Genomic DNA, 17,514 nt, shown 5'->3' on the forward strand with positions numbered 1-17,514 from the left:
GCGCCGCGCGACCGGCAGAAAATTGCCGTGCTCTGCGCGCCCGGTTACGGCCGTCCGGCAACAATCCGCGCAATCCTTAACAATTGCCTAACTGTTTCTGCCGTCAGGACACAGTTTTTCCCTCTTTGCCCGCCACAACTTGGGCAAGAAAGAAGGAAGGAATCCGCAATGGACGAGGAAGCAGTTCTTCACCAGGCCGTGCTGGTGGTCTTCGGCCGCCACACGTTCGATGCAGACGAGCTGCGCGGCGACGTCGAGACGGCGTTCCGCGCCACTGGCCAGGCCCCGATCGGCGATCCGGCCGAATGCGACGATCCGCTCACCGTCGTGGGACGGACGCTGATGGCCCAGCTCGACGTGTTCGCCGATGCCCGCCGCGGCGGCAGCGTGCCGGAGGACGAGGTGAAGGAAGGGATCGAGGTCTTCGCTGACGCCTATCCGGACCTGCCCCGCCCCGACGCACTGATTTCGGTGCGCCTCGTGGCCCATGCGCCCGACACCGACGGCACGCCGGACACGACCTCCGCGGTGCTCGCGCAGATGCTGCACCTTCTCGTCGATCGCACCTACGCGCATTTCGTGCGCTTGCCCGGCCGCTCGGGCCTGATGACAGGCGAAAGGTTCCAGACCGAATTCCGTCTCGTGAGCCCGCCGACCGTGCTGATCGGCGCGGGAAACAGCGAGGACGACGCCTCGGTGGACGCGCGCTTCCCCGACATCGAGGAAACGGGCGACCGGCTCGAGGCCGAGTGGCTCCGCCTCGACCCGCCGGAGCCCGACGCCCGCCGCTTCTGGCAGGACATCGTCGAGGATCGCCCGCAACTGCCCATCGAGGCGCGACTCGCCACCTGGGCCGTCAACGGCACGGTTGCGATCTTCTCGCCGCCTGTGGGGGCCTCGCTCGCGGTCTACAACGTCCTGCGCGGAGAGGATTTCCGGCTGAACACCCATGCGCTGACGCTGACCAGCGTGTTCCTCACCCTCGCCGCGGCCGGCGCGCCGGGTCCCTTCATGTGATGGCGTCGCGCCCGGCCGCGGCCCCGCGCGGCCGGGCGAGCATGTAGGTGTGGATCGAGAACACCACCGCCCCGCTTTCCGGCAGGCGCAGCACGCATTGGCGCTCGCAGCGCAGGTAGGGGGCGCTGCCGCGATCCCCTCGGTGCGGGTCCGATTCGCTCCTGGGCTGGAAGAGCGCCGGATCGTGGTAGCCCAGCGCGTTGAAGCGCCAGAGCGGGCGGCCGGGTTTCACCCCGTGAAAGAGCCTTTGCACACGCCGCGCGAGATCGGCGTCGTAAACCTCCACCGGCCGGTGGATCGCGGTCAGCGGCCCCAGGAACTTCTCGTCGAGCCGCCAGCTCGCGGGGAAGCAGAGCACCGCACCGGCAAGGAGATGTTCCGCGCCGCGCAGATCCATCAGGCACAGATCCTCCTGCACCAGCCGTCCGAGCGTGGCCAGCGGATCGCCCCGGTCGAGCGCGACGCGCACGCCGTCGGGCCGGAGTACGTCCCCTGCCCCGACCTCATAGGCCGGCTGGTGCGACAGGTGGCCGAGCACCGTGTCGAAAAGCTCTTCCGCCGCCGGCCGCGCCGCCGGGTCGAGCCGCAGCACCTCGTCGCGCCGCGTCGCGAGCAACCGGTCGCGCAGCGCCATCTGCGCGGCGAACGCCTCGTCCACCAGAAGCCAGTCGGCCGGGTCGAGCGGCGCGACCCCCGGCAACGGGCGCGGCGCGGCCGGATCGAAGGGTAACCGCTCCTGAAGGATCGGCGCGCTCATCGCTCGGCCTGCCGCGGGCTCGCGTAGTGCAGAAGGCCCCAGCCCGTGAGCGCCCGGTCGATCCGGGCCCAGTGGCCGAGCGCGGCAAGCGTGTCGCCGCCGGCCGCCGCGACGATATCGGCAACGCTCCGCCGCCCGTCGATCCGGGCGAGCAGCGGGGCGCACGCACGCGGCAGAGGCTCTGAGATGCGCGTGCCCGCGCCCTGCGCCGCGACCTCTCCCTTCGCCGCCACATGCGCGGCAAGCTTCTCGGGCGCAGCGCCGCGGAGATGCGGCACGAGCGCGCTGTCGCTGCCCCGCGCCATGGCCCGGCCCGCCCGCGCCTCGGGCGCGGCATAGACGATGTGGGTCTTGAGCGTGCCCGAAAGCCGCTCGGCGAGCCCCATGCGCGCGGCCAGGGGCAGGTCTTCGGGAAGCGCGACGCCTTCGGGCAGGAAGCGCGCAGGATCATAGAGCGCGGGCCGGGCCGGGCTCACGAGGCCAAGCCCGGCGCGGGAGAGATGCGCGTCGAGCTCCTCGATGGCGAAGGCCCGGTCGCAGCTGTGCAGAAGAAGGTCGTAGAAGCCCGCGTCGCTCGCCGCGTGGTCCACGAGATGGGGGTTGCGGCGGAACGGGTGGCCTTCGGGCACGCGGGCGAGGATCTCCCGCGCCCGGGCGAGCCGCTCGGCCGGGGGGAGCCCCGCGAGCAGGGTCCGGAACGCTTCCTGCAGGGGATAGACGCCGCTTCGGCCGTGGGGCGCATAGACCATGAGCCCGATCCCGCCCACGGGGTCGAGCGCGGCGGCGAGCGCGTCGAACCCCTCCTGCGGCTCGAGCAGGTGATGAAGCACGCCGCAGCAATCGATGTAGTCGAAGGGGCCGAGCCGGGCGGCCTCGCGCAGATCGCCCGTCTCGAAGCGGATGCCGTCGAGGCCGCGGATCCCGGCGCGCCGCTCGGCGATCTCCCGCGCAGCGGTCGACAGATCGAGATAGGTGATCTCCGCGCTCCGCCCCGCCCAGGCGAGCTGCTGCGCGATCTGCACCAGCCCGTCGCCGGTGCCGCCCCCCGCCACCAGCACCCGGAAGGGCCGCGACCAGTCGCGCCGGCCGGCGAAGAGGAAATGCTCGATCTCCCGCAGGTCGGAGGGCGAACCCGTGACGAGGCGGCGGCGCTCGTCATCGGGATCGCGCTCGGGATAGGGGTAGGCGTCGTACTGCTCGGTGATCTCGGACATGGGGCCAGAGAGTTTCGCGCCAGCGCGGCGGAGGCAAGCCCGAAACGCCGGCGGCAGCCTGACGCGTCCGGCGCGACCGAAAACGACAAGCGGAGATGTCGCCCGCAGGCGCGCGCGCCGCGCGAGGCCCGACAGACTTGGCGCGAGCGAGGAGGGCCGCGCCATGAACCAGCACTACCGCGACACCCGCAAGATCGACCCCACGCGGGGCGCCACGCTCGGTGACGGAACGCCGAACGACAATGACCGCGTGGAGGTCGGCCCGACCCGGCTCGCCTTCCGGGAATGGGAGGCGGCGGGGCTCGCGCTTCCCGATCTGGCCCGGATGCGCCGCTACCGCTGGCGCCGGCTCACCGATCACGTCGTGACGCGCGATTACGGTGGGCTGCTGCTCTTCGACCCGCTCAACAGCCGCTACGCCACCGATTCCACCAACATGCAGCTCTGGAACACCCACAACCCGTTCCGGGCGCTCCTGCTCTGCGCCGACGGATACATGGTGCTCTGGGACTACAAGAACGCCCCCTTCCTGAGCGAATTCAACCCCCTGGTGCGCGAAGTCCGTTCGGGCGCGGACCTCTTCTACTTCGACCGGGGGGACAAGGTGGACGTGGCGGCCGACGCCTTCTCGAACGAGCTGCGCGACCTTGTGGCCGAGCATGGCGGCGGCAACATGCGTCTCGCGGTGGACAAGATCATGCTTCACGGGCTCCGCGCGCTCGAGCGCCGCGGCTTCGAGATCATGGAGGGCGAGGAGGTCACCGAGAAGGCGCGAAGCGTGAAGGGCCCGGACGAGATCCTCGCCATGCGCTGCGCCTCCCACGCCTGCGAGGCGGCCGTGGCCGAGATGGAGCGCTTCGCCCGCACCAGCGTGCCCGGGGGCGGCGTCAGCGAGGACGACATCTGGGCGGTGCTCCACGCCGGAAACATCCGCCGCGGCGGCGAGTGGATCGAGACCCGGCTTCTCGCCTCGGGGCCGCGCACCAACCCCTGGTTCCAGGAATGCGGGCCAAGGCTCGTGCAGGAGAACGAGATCGTGGCCTTCGACACGGATCTCGTCGGCGCCTACGGTATCTGCGTGGACATCTCGCGCACCTGGTGGGTGGGCGAGGCCGAGCCGCGGCCGGACATGGTAGAGGCGATGCGCCACGCGCACGAGCACATCATGACGAACATGGAGATGCTGCGGCCCGGCGTGCACATGCGCGAGCTTTCCGAAAACTGCCACCGTCTCGCGGACAAGTACCAGGATCTGAAATACGGCTGCCTGATGCATGGCGGCGGGCTTTGCGACGAGTGGCCGCTCATCGCCTATCCCGACCGGATGGTCCCAGGCGCGTTCGACTATCACCTCGAACCCGGCATGGTGCTCTGCGTCGAGGCGCTGGTGGGCGAGGTCGGGGGCGATTTCTCGATCAAGCTCGAGGACCAGGTGCTGATCACCGAGACGGGCCACGAGAACCTGACGCGCTATCCGTTCGACCCCCGGCTCATGGGCGCCTGAGCCCCGCGGAGAGGGGGCAAGCCGCTTGCAAGCGGCTTGCCCGCGCGTTGCATCTCTGACGTTCCATCACCTCGCCGCGAGGCGCCTTGCGCCGGGCCCGCGGCCTCAGCAGGGTGCGGTCACGTCATCGCCGAGGAGCCCGACCCCATGCCCGACGACCGCTTCACCTTCGAGGGCCACGCCGGCCACGCGCTTGCAGCCCGGCTCGACATGCCGAGGGGCGCGCATCTGGCCACCGCGCTCTTCGCGCACTGCTTCACCTGCGGCAAGGACATCGCCGCCGCGCGGCGGATCGCCCAGCGCCTGGCCGGCATGGGCATTGCCGTGCTCCGCTTCGATTTCACCGGGCTCGGGCATTCCGAGGGCGAGTTCGCCAACACCTCCTTCAGCTCCAACGTGGACGACCTCGTGGCCGCCGCCACGGCGCTCGAGGCGCGCGGCATGGCGCCCTCGCTCCTCGTGGGGCACTCGCTCGGCGGCGCGGCGGTGCTCCGCGCCGCGCGCCGCATCGGAAGCGCGAAGGCCGTGGCCACGATCGGCGCGCCCTGCGACCCCGAGCATGTCACCCACAATTTCGGCGCCAATCTCGACGAGATCCGCGAGGCGGGCGAGGCGACGGTGGATCTCGGCGGGCGGCCCTTCACGATCTCGCGGGGCTTCCTCGAGGATCTCGAGGGCGCGAGCCTCGTCGAGGACATCCGAGAGCTGCGCCGCGCGCTTCTCGTCATGCACGCCCCCCGCGACGCGGTGGTGGGGATCGAGAACGCCACCCGCATCTTCGTGAACGCAAGGCACCCGAAGAGCTATGTCACGCTCGACGACGCGGACCATCTCGTGACACGGGCGCGGGACGCCGATTACGCCGCGGAGGTCATCGCCGCCTGGGCCGGGCGCTATCTCGCGCTCGAGCGCTCCGCCCCGCCCGACGGCGCGCCCGAGGGCGTGGTCCGCGTGACGGAGGCCGATCCGAAAGGCTTCCTGCAGGACATCCAGTCCGGGCCGCAGCACCACGCGCTGGCCGACGAGCCCGAACGCCTCGGCGGGACGGACAGGGGCATGTCGCCCTACGGCTTCGTCGCCGCGGGACTCGGCGCCTGCACCTCGATGACGATCCGCATCTATGCCCGCCGGAAGGGCTGGCCGCTCGCGCATGTCGAGGTGGAGGTCACCCACGACAAGCTGCACGGCGAGGACGCCGACGAGGCCGGCGCGGGCCAGCCGAAGAAGGTGGACGTGTTCCGCCGGACGATTCGCCTCGAGGGCGATCTCGACGATGCGCAGCGCGCCCGGCTGCTCGAGATCGCGGACCGCTGCCCCGTCCACCGCACCCTGGAGCAGTCGAGCCGCGTGGAGACCGCGCTCGCCTGATCCCGCGGGCGCGGCGCTTGCGGGGGCGCGGCGCGCGGTCTACACCCCGCGCCGTCCCAGGAAGGAGCGCCGCCCATGATCCCCCGTTATTCCCGCCCCGAGATGGTGGCCGTCTGGTCGCCCGAGAGCAGGTTCCGCATCTGGTTCGAGATCGAGGCGCATGCCTGCGACGCCATGGCCGAGCTGGGCGTGATCCCGCGCGAGAACGCCGAAGCCGTCTGGAAGGCGAAGGACGCCACCTTCGACGTGGCGCGGATCGACGAGATCGAGGCGGTCACGAAGCACGACGTCATCGCCTTCCTCACCCATCTGGGCGAGATCGTGGGCCAGGAGGAGGCGCGCTTCGTCCACCAGGGCATGACGAGTTCGGACGTGCTCGACACCTGCCTAAACGTGCAGCTCACCCGCGCGGCCGACATCCTTCTCGAAGATCTGGACCGGGTGCTCGCCGCGCTGAAGCGCCGCGCCTTCGAGCACAAGGAGACCGTGCGCATCGGCCGCTCCCACGGGATCCACGCCGAACCCACGACGATGGGCCTCACCTTCGCGCGCTTCTACGCCGAGATCGACAGAGGCCGCCGCCGGCTGGAGGCCGCGCGGGCGGATATCGCGACCGGCGCGATCTCGGGCGCCGTGGGAACCTTCGCCAACATCGACCCGGCGGTGGAAGCGCATGTCTGCGCGCAGATGGGGCTCGCGCCCGAGCCGATCTCGACCCAGGTGATCCCGCGCGACCGCCACGCCGCCTTCTTCGCGACACTCGGCGTCATCGCCTCGTCTGTGGAGAACATCGCCACCGAGATCCGCCACATGCAGCGCACCGAGGTGCTCGAGGGGGAGGAGTTCTTCAGCCAGGGCCAGAAAGGCAGCTCCGCGATGCCGCACAAGCGCAACCCGGTGCTCTCGGAGAACCTCACCGGGCTCGCGCGGCTGGTGCGCTCGGCGGTGATCCCGGCGATGGAGAACGTCGCGCTCTGGCACGAGCGCGACATCTCGCATTCCTCCGTGGAACGCGTGATCGCGCCCGACGCCACGGTGACGCTCGACTTCGCGCTGCACCGCCTGGCGTGGGTCGTCGACAAGCTGGTGATCTACCCCGAGCGGATGCTGGAGAACCTGCACCGTTTCCGCGGCCTCGTGATGAGCCAGCGCGTTCTGCTCGCGCTCACCCAGGCGGGGGTGAGCCGCGAGGACGCCTACGCCATGGTCCAGCGCAACGCGATGAAGGTCTGGGAGGACGGCCGCGACTTCAAGACCGAGCTCCTGGCCGATCCGGACGTCGTCCAGGCGCTTGGAAAAGAGGCGATCGAGGAAAAATTCGACCTCGATTACCACCTGAAACACGTCGACACGATCTTCGAGAGGGTTTTCGGAGCATCGAGCATTTGAAGACCGCCGTCGCCGTGCTAGCTTTCCGTTACGGAACCAACAGGAGACCGCCATGACCACGATCAAGACGCTTCTGGCCGCCGCCGCCCTGACCGCCGTGCCCGCAATGTCGATGGCGGCCTGCGGCAGCCACAGCAAACAGGTGATGTCCTGCGGCGAGGGCCTTGTCTGGAGCGAGGCTCAGCAGACCTGCGTGCAGCAGGTCATGAGCTGACACCGGCGACGCCGGGCAGGACGGAACAGGACCGGGCGGCCCCGGCGGGCCGCCTTTTTCGTTCCTGACGGCACGTCCACCGCGCGTCCGTGATGCCCGGCCCATGGCCCCGTTCGCCCGCGGTCCCTCGCCCGAGAAGCGACACGCGCCCCTGCGTGCCACCCCCGTCGCGCATCCCGCCGCAGCCGCGAGGCCGGGCCGTCTCGTTGAATCGGCGCGCGCCGGGAAACCGGGCGGGCGCCGCGGATTCTCCGCCCCGGTTCAGTCTTTCTTCACCGCTCCCGCTTAAGACCCGTCGAGAACGGCTCGACATCGGGGAGAGGATGGATACGCATCGCGAGCTTGCACCGCTCGGCGCCACGCCGGCCGCCGCCCCGCCCTCGTCGCTCGACCGGCGGCGCAAGGCGGCGATCATCGTCCGCCTTCTTGTGAACGAGGGGGCGGAGATCCCGCTTTCCGAGTTGCCCGACGAGTTGCAGGCAGAGCTCGCCCAGGAAATGGGCGCCATGCGCTACGTCGACCGCGACACGTTGCGCGCCGTCATCGACGAGTTCGCCGACGAGCTGGAGCGCGTGGGCCTCGCGTTCCCCGGGGGCATGGCCGGGGCGCTCGACGCGCTCGACGGCCATCTCAGCGCCCCCACCGCCGCGCGTCTGCGCCGCGAGGCGGGGGTGCGCCAGTCCGGCGATCCGTGGGCGCGGCTCGGGGCGCTTCCCCCGAAGGAGCTTCTGCCCTTCGTGACGGCCGAAAGCATCGAGGTCGCGGCCGTGCTGCTCTCCAAGCTCGAGACGTCCAAGGCCGCGGCGCTTCTCGGCCTTTTGCCCGGTGCGCGCGCGCGGCGGATCACTTATGCCGTCTCGCTCACCGCCGCGATCACGCCCGAGGCCGTGGACCGGATCGGCCTTGCCCTTGCCGCGCAGCTCGACGCGCGCCCGCCCCGCGCCTTCCCGGACGAGCCGGTGCAGCGCGTGGGTGCGATCCTCGACTCGTCTGCCGCCGCCACCCGGGACGACGTGCTCGAGGGGCTGGAGGAAACCGACCGCGCCTTCGCCGAACGCGTGCGCCAGGCGATCTTCACCTTCGCCGACATCCCCGGCCGGCTGGAGCCGCGCGACGCCGGCAAGATCCTGCGCGAGATGGAACAGCCGGTCCTCGCCCGCGCGCTCGCCGCGGCCGAGGCCTCGGACGAGGGCCTGCGGGACGCGGCCGCCTTCCTCCTCGACAACATATCGTCCCGCCTGGCCGACACGTTGCGCGAGGAAATGGCCGGGCTAGGGGAGGTCTCCGCGCAGGAGGGCGAGGAAGCCATCACCGAGGTCGTGGGCGTCATCCGGCGCCTCGAGCGCGCGGGCGAGATCCGCCTCGCGACGCCCCCGCCCAGGGAGTGAGCCCGACGGCGATGGACAGCCGCGATGGCCCGTGCCTAACCTTCCGACATGACACGCCCCGCGACGCCGCCCCCCGCCCCGACCGTCGATCCGGCCCTCGTCCGGTCGCGGGCGATCCTGCTGATGCTCGGCGCGGTGCTCTGCTTCACGCTGATGGACGCCACGGCCAAGGCGCTTTCGGTCCGGGTCGGCACCGTTCCGACGCTCTGGGCGCGCTACACGGGCCAGACGCTCGTGGTGCTGGCGCTCGTGGCGGCGCGCCTCGGCACCGTGCTGCGCACGCGCTACCCGCGTCTGCAGCTGTTTCGCTCGCTCTACCTTCTTGGCGCGACGGCGTGCTTCTTCTTCGGCATCGCGAATATCGGACTTGCCGAGGCCACCGCGATCATGAACGTGAACCCTGTGCTGATCACGCTCGGGGCCGCGCTCTTTCTCGGCGAGCGGATCGGTCCGCGCCGCGCCTTCGGCATCGCGGCGGCGCTTCTGGGCGCGCTCATCGTGATCCGGCCGGGCAGTGCCGTCTTCTCGCCCTTCGCGCTGCTGCCGCTGGGCGCGGCGATCTTCTATTCGGCCTATGCGCTCACCACCCGGTTCGTCGGCCGCGACGAAGACCGCTGGACCTCGCTCGTCTACACCGCGCTCTTCGGCACGGTCGCGCTCAGCCTTGCGGTGCCGTTCTACTGGCAGACGCCCGATGCCCTCTCGCTTCTCCTCATGGTGGCGCTCGCGGGGTTCGGGACGACCGGGCAACTCCTGCTCATCACCGCGCTGCAGCGGGGCGAAGCGGGAATGCTCGCCCCCTTCGCCTATGCCGGACTGGTCTTCGCGGCGCTCTGGGGCATCCTCTTCTTCGCGGAATACCCCGATGGCTGGACCGTCCTAGGCGCGCTTGTGATCGCGGGCGCCGGACTCTATGTCTGGCACCGCGAAACAAGGGCCGCCTGACGGCGGAGCGCCATGCCCCCTGCCCCGCCCCAATCCGACGCCCCCGGCGGAAGCTGGAGCGACTGGCTGACGGACCGGCTGCTGCGCGGTCTGATCGCCGGTGCCCTGCTGCTGCCCTGGACGACGCGACCCCGCCTCATGGGATGGCTCGTGCGTCGGGTGGTGGCACCGCTCGCCGGCTGGCGCGCGCGGGCGCGGGCCAATCTTGCCCATGTCTGGCCGGACATGCCCGAGGCGGAGCGGCGGCGCATCGCCGACGCGGCCGCCGACAATGCCGGGCGCACCATGATCGAGAACTACGACATCGCGGGGCTGAAGGCGCGCGCCGCCGCCGCGCCCATCGGCGGCGAGGGTCTCGCGCTGCTGGAACGCGCCCACGCCGCCGGCGAGCCGGTGCTGCTGGTGACCGGGCATTTCGGCAACCACGAGATCCCGCGCGCCGCGCTGGTGGCGCGCGGCCTGCAGGTGGGCGGCCTCTACCGCCCGATGAAGAACCGCTACTTCAACGATCATTACGCGGCGAACATGCACGCGCTTTCGGGGCCGGTCTTCGAGCAGGGCCGCCGGGGCACGATGGGCCTCGTCCGGCACATCCGCGAGGGCGGCATCGGCGTGCTTCTCTTCGACCTCTATGCCGGGCGCGGCGCGCCGGTGGATTTTCTGGGCAAGCCCGCGCCGACACTGACCTCGGCGGCCGAGATCGCGCTGAAGACCGGGGCTCACGTGATCCCGTTCTTCGGCATCCGCCAGCCCGACGGCCTTCATTTCGAGATCGCGTTCGAGGCGCCGGTGCCCCATGGCGACCCGGTGAAGATGACCCGAGAGATGACCCGGCGGCTTGAGGCGCGGGTGCGCGCCGATCCCGGCCAATGGTTCTGGATCCACCGCCGCTGGAAGCCCGAGCGCCAGGCCGCGCGTCAGCGCAAGCGCGCCGCCGCGAGCACCGCGCCCTGATCGTCACCGTCGCCCGCGTCCTGGACCAGAACCACGACGGGCTGATCCCCGGGCGCCTCCGCCAGAAGCCGAAGGGGCGTCTGCCCGTCCCAGCGCGCCAGCACCGTCCAGCGGGTCACGATGTTGGAATAGGCCAGCGTGCGGCCCGCGTTCTCGCCCCGCGTGATCTTCACGGTCGCGTGCGGCCGGTAGCGCACGAAGTGCACCTGCGCCGCGCCCACGGGCGCCACGGCCTCGACCTCGATCGCCACTTTCGCCCCGGCAGCGCGCTCGAGGCCCAGCGACACCTTGCGCGGCGCCTCGGCATGGGCGCGGATCAGGTCGATCACGGCCATCGGGCGGGCGCCCATCACGTGGTCGGCGCCGCCCACGATCATCTGCGGCGTGTAGATGGAATTGTGCCCGGCGGCATGGGCGTAAGCCTTTTGCCGCGCGGTGAAGGCGGGCTGCGCGAAGCTGTCCTTCCAGCCGATATAGTCCCAGTAATCGACGTGCAGCGCGAGTGCGATCACGTCGTCGCGCTCTGCCAGATCGGCCAGAAACGCGTCGGCGGGCGGGCAGGAGGAGCATCCCTGCGAAGTGAAGAGTTCGACGACGACCGGGTGCTCGTCGGCCGAGGCCACCGACGCACCCGCCACCAGAACCCAGCCAGCCAGTAGCCATCCGCCGATCCGCCGCATGCCTCGATGCCTTTCTCCGTTACGCCACCTTCGTTCTAGGAGCCGCACCGGGGGTTGGCCAATCACCGTTTTGCGAGAGCTGTCACACGCGCCTTGCGACCAATTGTGCACTATAGTATACAAAGCGGGACGCCGGCCTTGATCGCACCCCTGCGCGGGCGGTAAGCCGGCCGCGAACGCGCCATTCCAGCCATTACCCGAGGAGCTTTCAATGCCCATCACCGTCGGACAGGACAGCGCCGGAACCCGCCGCGAGATCGAGGCGGGCGGCAAGCGGTTTGCCTACTACTCCATTCCCGCGGCCGAGGAGGCCGGGCTGGGCGACTTCTCCCGCCTTCCCGCCGTGCTCAAGGTGGTGCTGGAAAACATGCTCCGCTTCGAGGACGGCAAGACCGTCTCGGTGGACGACATCAAGGCGTTCTCGGCCTGGGCCGAAAAGGGCGGCAGGACGCCGCGCGAGATCGCCTACCGCCCCGCGCGGGTCCTGATGCAGGACTTCACCGGCGTGCCGGCGGTCGTCGATCTCGCGGCGATGCGCGACGGCATCAAGGCGCTTGGCGGCGATCCTCAGAAGATCAATCCGCTGAACCCGGTCGACCTCGTGATCGACCACTCGGTGATGATCGACGAGTTCGGCAACCCGCGCGCCTTCCAGATGAACGTGGACCGGGAATACGAGCGCAACATCGAGCGCTACACTTTCCTCAAATGGGGCCAGAAGGCCTTCGACAACTTCCGCGTGGTTCCGCCGGGCACCGGCATCTGCCACCAGGTGAACCTGGAATACCTGGCCCAGACCGTCTGGTCCGACGCGGACCAGAACGGCGATGAGGTGGCGTATCCCGACACGCTGGTGGGCACCGACAGCCACACCACCATGGTCAACGGGGCGGCCGTCCTCGGCTGGGGCGTGGGCGGCATCGAGGCGGAGGCCGCGATGCTGGGCCAGCCGATCTCGATGCTGATCCCCGAGGTGGTCGGCTTCGAGCTGACCGGCCGCATGATCGAGGGCACGACCGGCACCGATCTCGTGCTCAAGGTGGTCGAGATGCTGCGCAAGAAGGGCGTGGTGGGCAAGTTCGTGGAGTTCTACGGCGAAGGGCTGGATCACCTGCCGCTCGCCGACCGCGCCACGATCGCCAACATGGCCCCCGAATACGGCGCCACCTGCGGCTTCTTCCCGGTCGATGACGAGACGCTGCGCTATCTGCGCCAGACCGGCCGCGAGGAGGCGCGCGTGGACCTTGTGGAAGCCTATGCCAAGACCAATGGCATGTGGCGCGGGCCCGACTACGCGCCGATCTACACCGACACGCTGACGCTCGACATGGGCACCATCGTGCCTGCCATCTCGGGGCCGAAGCGGCCGCAGGACTACACCACGCTCGACCGCGCCGCGCCGGCCTTCTTCGAGGTCGTCTCGGAGTATCGCGGCGAGGACGAGGGGCTCGAGGCCACCTCCATGGCGTCCGAAGGCCCGGCGCCCGACGCGATGGTCGACCCGCGCAAGGAGGTCTCGGTCGAGGGCGAGGACTACACCCTGCGCGACGGCTCGGTGGTCATCGCCTCGATCACTTCCTGCACCAACACGTCGAACCCCTACGTGATGATCGGCGCGGGGCTCGTGGCGCGCAAGGCGCGCGAACTCGGCCTGACACGCAAGCCCTGGGTCAAGCCCTCCCTCGCCCCGGGCAGCCAGGTCGTCTCCGCCTATCTGGAAGCAGCCGGGCTTCAGGAGGATCTGGACGCCATCGGCTTCAACCTCGTGGGCTACGGCTGCACCACCTGCATCGGCAATTCGGGCCCGCTTCAGCCTGAGATTTCCGAGGCGATCACCACGGGCGACCTCATCGCCACCTCGGTGCTTTCGGGCAACCGCAACTTCGAGGGCCGGATCAGCCCCGACGTGCGCGCGAACTACCTCGCCAGCCCGCCGCTCGTCGTGGTCTACGCGCTCGCGGGCGACATGAACATCGACCTCACGCGGGAGCCCGTCGGCGACGACAAGGACGGCAACCCCGTCTACCTGAAGGATCTCTGGCCCAGCCAGAAGGAGATCGCGGAGCTGGTGGAACGCACGGTGACGCGCGAGGCGTTCCAGACGCGCTACGCCGACGTCTTCGAGGGCGACGACAAGTGGCGTTCGGTGGAGACGACCGACAGCGAGACCTACGACTGGCCGGCAAGTTCCACCTACGTGCAGAACCCGCCCTACTTCCAGGACATGGGCATGGAGCCCGGCACCATCGAGAACATCGAGGGCGCGCGCATCCTCGCGATCCTTGGCGCCATGGTGACCACCGACCACATCTCGCCCGCCGGCTCCTTCAAGCCCGACACGCCGGCCGGGCGCTACCTGACCGATCGGCAGGTGGCCCCGCGCGACTTCACCTCCTACGGCTCGCGGCGCGGCAACCACGAGGTGATGATGCGCGGCACCTTCGCCAACATCCGCATCCGCAACGAGATGCTCGACGGGGTCGAGGGCGGCTACACGCTCGGCCCGGACGGCGAGCAGACCTCGATCTACGAGGCCGCCATGGCCTGGCAGGAGAAGAGCGTGCCGCTCGTGGTGATCGCGGGCGAGCAGTACGGCGCCGGCTCGTCGCGCGACTGGGCCGCGAAGGGCACCGCGCTTCTGGGCGTCAAGGCCGTCATCGCCGAGAACTTCGAGCGCATCCACCGCTCGAACCTCGTGGGCATGGGCGTCGTGCCGTTCGAGTTCATGAACGGCGACACACGGCGAACTCTGGAGCTGAAGGGCGACGAAAGCGTCTCGATCGGGGGGCTCGACAGCGTGACCCCGCAGGCCGAGGTTCCGGCGACGATCACCTACGGCGACGGCACGACGAAGGAGATCACCCTGAAGTGCCGCATCGATACGGCGGTGGAAAAGGAATACGTCGAGAACGGCGGCGTGCTGCACTTCGTGCTCCGGAACCTCGCCGGCGCGGCATGATCCGAAGGGCGGCGCCGGCGACCTGGCGCCGCCCCCTCCCGGCCGGAAGGGACCAGGCAGGACCGCGCGGGAAAACCTTTCCTTGACGATTTTCGGGCAGAACCGTCGCCACGGGCGAGGGCGCCATCACGGAAATCACGAATGACACATCGTTTCGCAAACCACCGTTCCGCCCCCGCGCGCGTCCTGCGTCGCGGGGCCATCCCGATGCCGCTTCTCGAGGCGGCATTCCTTCTCACGCTTGTCCTGGTCTCGGCGTTGTGAGGGTCAGTTCCCGGCGATGCCGCCCGCCCGCTCGATGGCCGGGCGGATCGTGCTTTCCAGGATGTTCTCCGTGATCGGCCCGGCGAAGCGCAGGACGATCACGCCGTCGCCGTCGATCACGTAGGTCTCGGGCACGCCGTAAAGCCCCCAGTCGAGCGCCATGCGCCCCGAGGCGTCCGCGCCGATGGCGGCGTAGGGATCGCCCAGCTCCTCCAGGAATCGCAGCGCCTTGCCCGGGTCGTCCTTGTAATTGATTCCGTAGATCGGCACGCCCTCCTCGGCGAGCGTCTCGAGATGCGGATGCTCCACCCGGCAGGGCGCGCACCAGGACGCCCAGTAGTTCACGAGCTTCGCGCCCGGACGGCGCAGCGTGTCGTCATCGAAAAGCGTCTTGTCCCCGAGGTCGCTCACCTGCACGGGCGGGGCCGGTCGCCCTTCCCGCGCGGAGGGCAGCGCGTCGGGGTCCTCGCGGAACATGCCCGCGAAGAACAGCCCCGCCAGCGCGGCGAAGATCACCGGCGGCAGGATCATCATCGGCCTAAGCTTCGCCATCGCGCCGCGCCTCCAGCTTGTCGAGATCGGCCTTCACGCGCCGCGCGCGCCTCAGGCTCAGCCAGACCAGCGCCGCGAGGAGCAGAAGGCTCCCGCCATAGGACCCGAGCACCGCGGCCGCGTATTTTCCGAGATCGGGCATCATGCCATCCGCTCCCGCGCGATGAGCGCCTTCGCCCGCCGCGCGCGGATCTCGGTGCGCGTGCGCAGCAGCAGAAGCGCCACGAACAGAAGCACGAACCCGGCGATGCAGACGAGAAGCGGCAGGTAGAAGACGTCGTGCACGTTCTCCTCGGCGTCGAGCGACAGCGACGCGCCCTGGTGCAGACCCTGGTTCCAGAAGAGCACCGCGTAGCGCGACAGAAGCGCGAAGACCGAGCCCACGAGGCACAGCACCGAGGTGAGGTCCGCCGCCGTGTCCGGGTTGTCCACCGCCTCCCAGAGCGCGACGTAGCCGAGGTAGAACAGGAACAGGACAAGGAACGAGGTGAGCCGCGGATCCCATGCCCACCAGGTACCCCACATCGGCTGCCCCCAGAGCGCGCCCGTCAGAAGCGCGATCATCGTCATGACGAGGCCCACGGGGGCCGCGGCCTTCGCCGCCAGCGCCGAGACGTGGTGCCGGCGGATCACCCATATCAAAGAGGCCGCCAGCATCATGATCCAGATGTTGATCGCCATGAGCGCGGCCGGAACGTGCAGGTAGATGATCTTCACCGTCGATCCCTGGCGGAAATCGTCGGGCGTGAAGAAGAACCCCCAGACAAGACCCACGGCAAGGCAGATCGCCGCCCCCCAAGACACCCAGGGCAGCAGCCATCCCGACAGCCGCAGGAATTTCACGGGGTTCGCCCACTCCCACATCGACCGGCTCGCGCGCTGTTCCATCGTCCTCCCTCTCGTCTGGCTGATCTAGTCGCTGCCGGCGCCGGGCGCAATTCACATCAGCGCAGGTTGATCCTGACTACCGCGGCAGAGGCGAAAGGCAAAAGCGCGATGGTGCCGCAGGTCAGCCCGGCCAGAAGCGCGGCGGGGGTCGCGACGGCGAGGCCCTCGGCCCCGCGGCGCGCCACTTCCGCCCCGAAGATCAGCGTGGGAACGTAGAGCGGCAGCACGAGAAGCGACAGCAGAAGCCCGCCGCGCTTGATCCCGACCGTCAGCGCCGCACCGAAGGTGCCGATCACCGACAGCGCGGGCGTGCCGAGCGCGAGCGAGACCACGAGCCACAGATAACCCCCGGGCGCGAGGTTCATCAGAACGCCGAGGGCCGGCGCGGCCAGCACCAGCGGCAGCCCCGTGGTCAGCCAGTGCGCCAGCGCCTTGACCGACACCAGCGCCTCGAGCGGCAGGGGGGCCGTGGCCAGCAGATCGAGGCTGCCATCCTCCCAGTCGAGCGCGAAGATCCGGTCGAGCGACAGCAGGCAGGCCAGCAGCGCCCCCACCCAGAGGATGCCCGGCGCGATCCGCGCGAGAAGCGCGGTGTCCGGCCCGACCCCGAAGGGCACGAGGACGGTGACGATCAGGAAGAAGGCGAGGCCGAGGCCGAACCCCCCGCCCGCGCGGATCGCAAGTTTCAGGTCGCGGGCCAGAAGCGCGATCACAGGAACGCCTCGTCCTCGGCCGCGGCGCGCGGCCGCGCTTTCAGCGGGGTGACGTCCAGCACCTGCGCCTCGAGCCCGAGATCGATATGCGTGGCGATGAGCACCGCGCCGCCCTGCCCGAGATGGGCGCGCACCGCCTGCGCGAAAAGCCCCACCGAGGCCATGTCGAGCGACACGGTGGGCTCGTCCAGCGCCCAGACCGGCCGGCCCGTCACCAGCAGGCGCGCAAGCCCCAGCCGGCGTTTCTGCCCGGCCGAAAGCGCGCCCGCCGGCCGCTCTGCCAGCGCCTCGAGGTCGAAGGCGGCCAGCGCCGGGGCGATATCGCCGGTGCCGAAGACGCGCGCCCAGAAGGCGAGGTTCTCGGTCACCGTGAGCGTGGTCTTCAACCCGTCGGCGTGGGCCGCGTAGGCGATGGCGTCCGGCGCGGCCTCGATCCAGCCCTCGAGCGGCGGCTGAAGCCCCGCCACCGTGCGCAGAAGCGTGGTCTTGCCGGACCCGTTCGGCCCGCGCAGCACCAGCGCCCCGCCCGGGGCGAGCGTGAAGGCCACGTGCTCTAGCACGGGCACGCCGCCGCGGGAGACAGCAAGATCGTGGGCGGACAACAACATGACCCGGGCCTTAGCCCATCGCCCCGGCGGGGGAAAGGCGGGACGGCGCCGCGCCCCCGCCCGATGTCGATGGGCCGCGCGGATGCGAACCAGGGCTCAC

17 protein-coding genes are annotated in these 17,514 nt (G+C 70.1%); 9 read left to right on the plus strand and 8 right to left on the minus strand.

Annotation, left to right across the window (positions count from 1 at the left end):
* Positions 1-168: 168 nt before the first annotated feature.
* Positions 169-1,017 (plus strand): hypothetical protein, encoded by an 849-nt coding sequence (locus AB6A65_RS01085; RefSeq protein ID WP_371036504.1) that lies wholly within the window; start codon positions 169-171, stop codon positions 1,015-1,017.
* Here the strand turns inward: AB6A65_RS01085 and AB6A65_RS01090 are convergent.
* Together AB6A65_RS01090 and AB6A65_RS01095 are read right to left on the minus strand one after the other, a co-directional pair.
* Positions 1,010-1,774, minus strand: coding sequence for a DUF3445 domain-containing protein (locus tag AB6A65_RS01090; protein WP_371036505.1), 765 nt, complete (start codon positions 1,772-1,774; stop codon positions 1,010-1,012). The genes AB6A65_RS01085 and AB6A65_RS01090 overlap by 8 nt on opposite strands.
* Positions 1,771-2,988, minus strand: coding sequence for a class I SAM-dependent methyltransferase (locus AB6A65_RS01095; protein WP_371036506.1), 1,218 nt, complete (start codon positions 2,986-2,988; stop codon positions 1,771-1,773). Before AB6A65_RS01095 ends, AB6A65_RS01090 begins: the two co-directional genes overlap by 4 nt.
* 163 nt (positions 2,989-3,151) lie before the next feature.
* Here AB6A65_RS01095 and dddP point away from each other — a divergent pair, with 163 nt between their 5' ends.
* The 7 genes from dddP to AB6A65_RS01130 all read left to right on the plus strand — a co-directional run bounded on the left by dddP (position 3,152) and on the right by AB6A65_RS01130 (position 10,750).
* On the plus strand, positions 3,152-4,492 hold the full coding sequence (dddP, locus tag AB6A65_RS01100) for a dimethylsulfonioproprionate lyase DddP (RefSeq protein ID WP_371036507.1): 1,341 nt from the start codon (positions 3,152-3,154) through the stop codon (positions 4,490-4,492).
* A gap of 147 nt (positions 4,493-4,639) precedes the next feature.
* Positions 4,640-5,860 carry an alpha/beta fold hydrolase gene (locus AB6A65_RS01105; RefSeq protein WP_371036508.1) on the plus strand — a complete coding sequence of 407 codons (1,221 nt, stop codon included), beginning with the start codon at positions 4,640-4,642 and terminating at the stop codon, positions 5,858-5,860.
* 75 nt (positions 5,861-5,935) lie between these two features.
* A complete protein-coding gene (gene purB, locus AB6A65_RS01110; RefSeq protein ID WP_371036509.1) occupies positions 5,936-7,249 on the plus strand; it encodes an adenylosuccinate lyase in 1,314 nt (437 codons plus the stop codon).
* A 52-nt stretch (positions 7,250-7,301) separates the two neighbouring features.
* Positions 7,302-7,463 (plus strand): chitin-binding domain-containing protein, encoded by a 162-nt coding sequence (locus AB6A65_RS01115; RefSeq protein ID WP_371036510.1) that lies wholly within the window; start codon positions 7,302-7,304, stop codon positions 7,461-7,463.
* Positions 7,464-7,786: 323 nt separating this feature from the next.
* A complete protein-coding gene (locus AB6A65_RS01120; protein ID WP_371036511.1) occupies positions 7,787-8,851 on the plus strand; it encodes a flagellar motor switch protein FliG in 1,065 nt (354 codons plus the stop codon).
* Positions 8,852-8,899: 48 nt separating this feature from the next.
* Positions 8,900-9,796, plus strand: coding sequence for a DMT family transporter (locus AB6A65_RS01125; protein ID WP_371036512.1), 897 nt, complete (start codon positions 8,900-8,902; stop codon positions 9,794-9,796).
* Between the two features lie 12 nt (positions 9,797-9,808).
* Complete coding sequence (locus AB6A65_RS01130; protein ID WP_371036513.1) at positions 9,809-10,750, plus strand: lysophospholipid acyltransferase family protein; 942 nt, start codon at positions 9,809-9,811, stop codon at positions 10,748-10,750.
* Here the strand turns inward: AB6A65_RS01130 and AB6A65_RS01135 are convergent.
* Positions 10,714-11,430, minus strand: a complete 717-nt coding sequence (locus AB6A65_RS01135; protein ID WP_371036514.1) for a DUF1223 domain-containing protein — start codon at positions 11,428-11,430, stop codon at positions 10,714-10,716. The two genes, AB6A65_RS01130 and AB6A65_RS01135, sit on opposite strands and share 37 nt — an antisense overlap.
* Before the next feature lie 211 nt (positions 11,431-11,641).
* Between AB6A65_RS01135 and acnA the strand changes: the two genes are divergently transcribed.
* A complete protein-coding gene (gene acnA, locus AB6A65_RS01140; protein WP_371036515.1) occupies positions 11,642-14,389 on the plus strand; it encodes an aconitate hydratase AcnA in 2,748 nt (915 codons plus the stop codon).
* Between the two features lie 267 nt (positions 14,390-14,656).
* Here the strand turns inward: acnA and AB6A65_RS01145 are convergent, their stop codons facing one another.
* From AB6A65_RS01145 to ccmA, 5 genes are read right to left on the minus strand one after another with little or no spacing between them, the layout of a single operon-like run.
* Positions 14,657-15,205 (minus strand): DsbE family thiol:disulfide interchange protein, encoded by a 549-nt coding sequence (locus AB6A65_RS01145; protein WP_371036516.1) that lies wholly within the window; start codon positions 15,203-15,205, stop codon positions 14,657-14,659.
* Complete coding sequence (gene ccmD, locus AB6A65_RS01150) at positions 15,192-15,350, minus strand: heme exporter protein CcmD (protein ID WP_371036517.1); 159 nt, start codon at positions 15,348-15,350, stop codon at positions 15,192-15,194. Before ccmD ends, AB6A65_RS01145 begins: the two co-directional genes overlap by 14 nt.
* Complete coding sequence (locus tag AB6A65_RS01155) at positions 15,347-16,093, minus strand: heme ABC transporter permease (RefSeq protein WP_371036518.1); 747 nt, start codon at positions 16,091-16,093, stop codon at positions 15,347-15,349. The genes ccmD and AB6A65_RS01155 overlap by 4 nt, the downstream gene beginning before the upstream one ends.
* Before the next feature lie 56 nt (positions 16,094-16,149).
* Positions 16,150-16,806, minus strand: a complete 657-nt coding sequence (gene ccmB / locus AB6A65_RS01160) for a heme exporter protein CcmB (RefSeq protein WP_371036519.1) — start codon at positions 16,804-16,806, stop codon at positions 16,150-16,152.
* Positions 16,803-17,414, minus strand: a complete 612-nt coding sequence (gene ccmA, locus AB6A65_RS01165) for a heme ABC exporter ATP-binding protein CcmA (RefSeq protein ID WP_371036520.1) — start codon at positions 17,412-17,414, stop codon at positions 16,803-16,805. The genes ccmB and ccmA overlap by 4 nt, the downstream gene beginning before the upstream one ends.
* Positions 17,415-17,514 lie beyond the last annotated feature (100 nt).

This window comes from Rhodosalinus sp. FB01, assembly GCF_041365715.1.
In the GTDB taxonomy this organism is placed as follows: domain Bacteria; phylum Pseudomonadota; class Alphaproteobacteria; order Rhodobacterales; family Rhodobacteraceae; genus Rhodosalinus.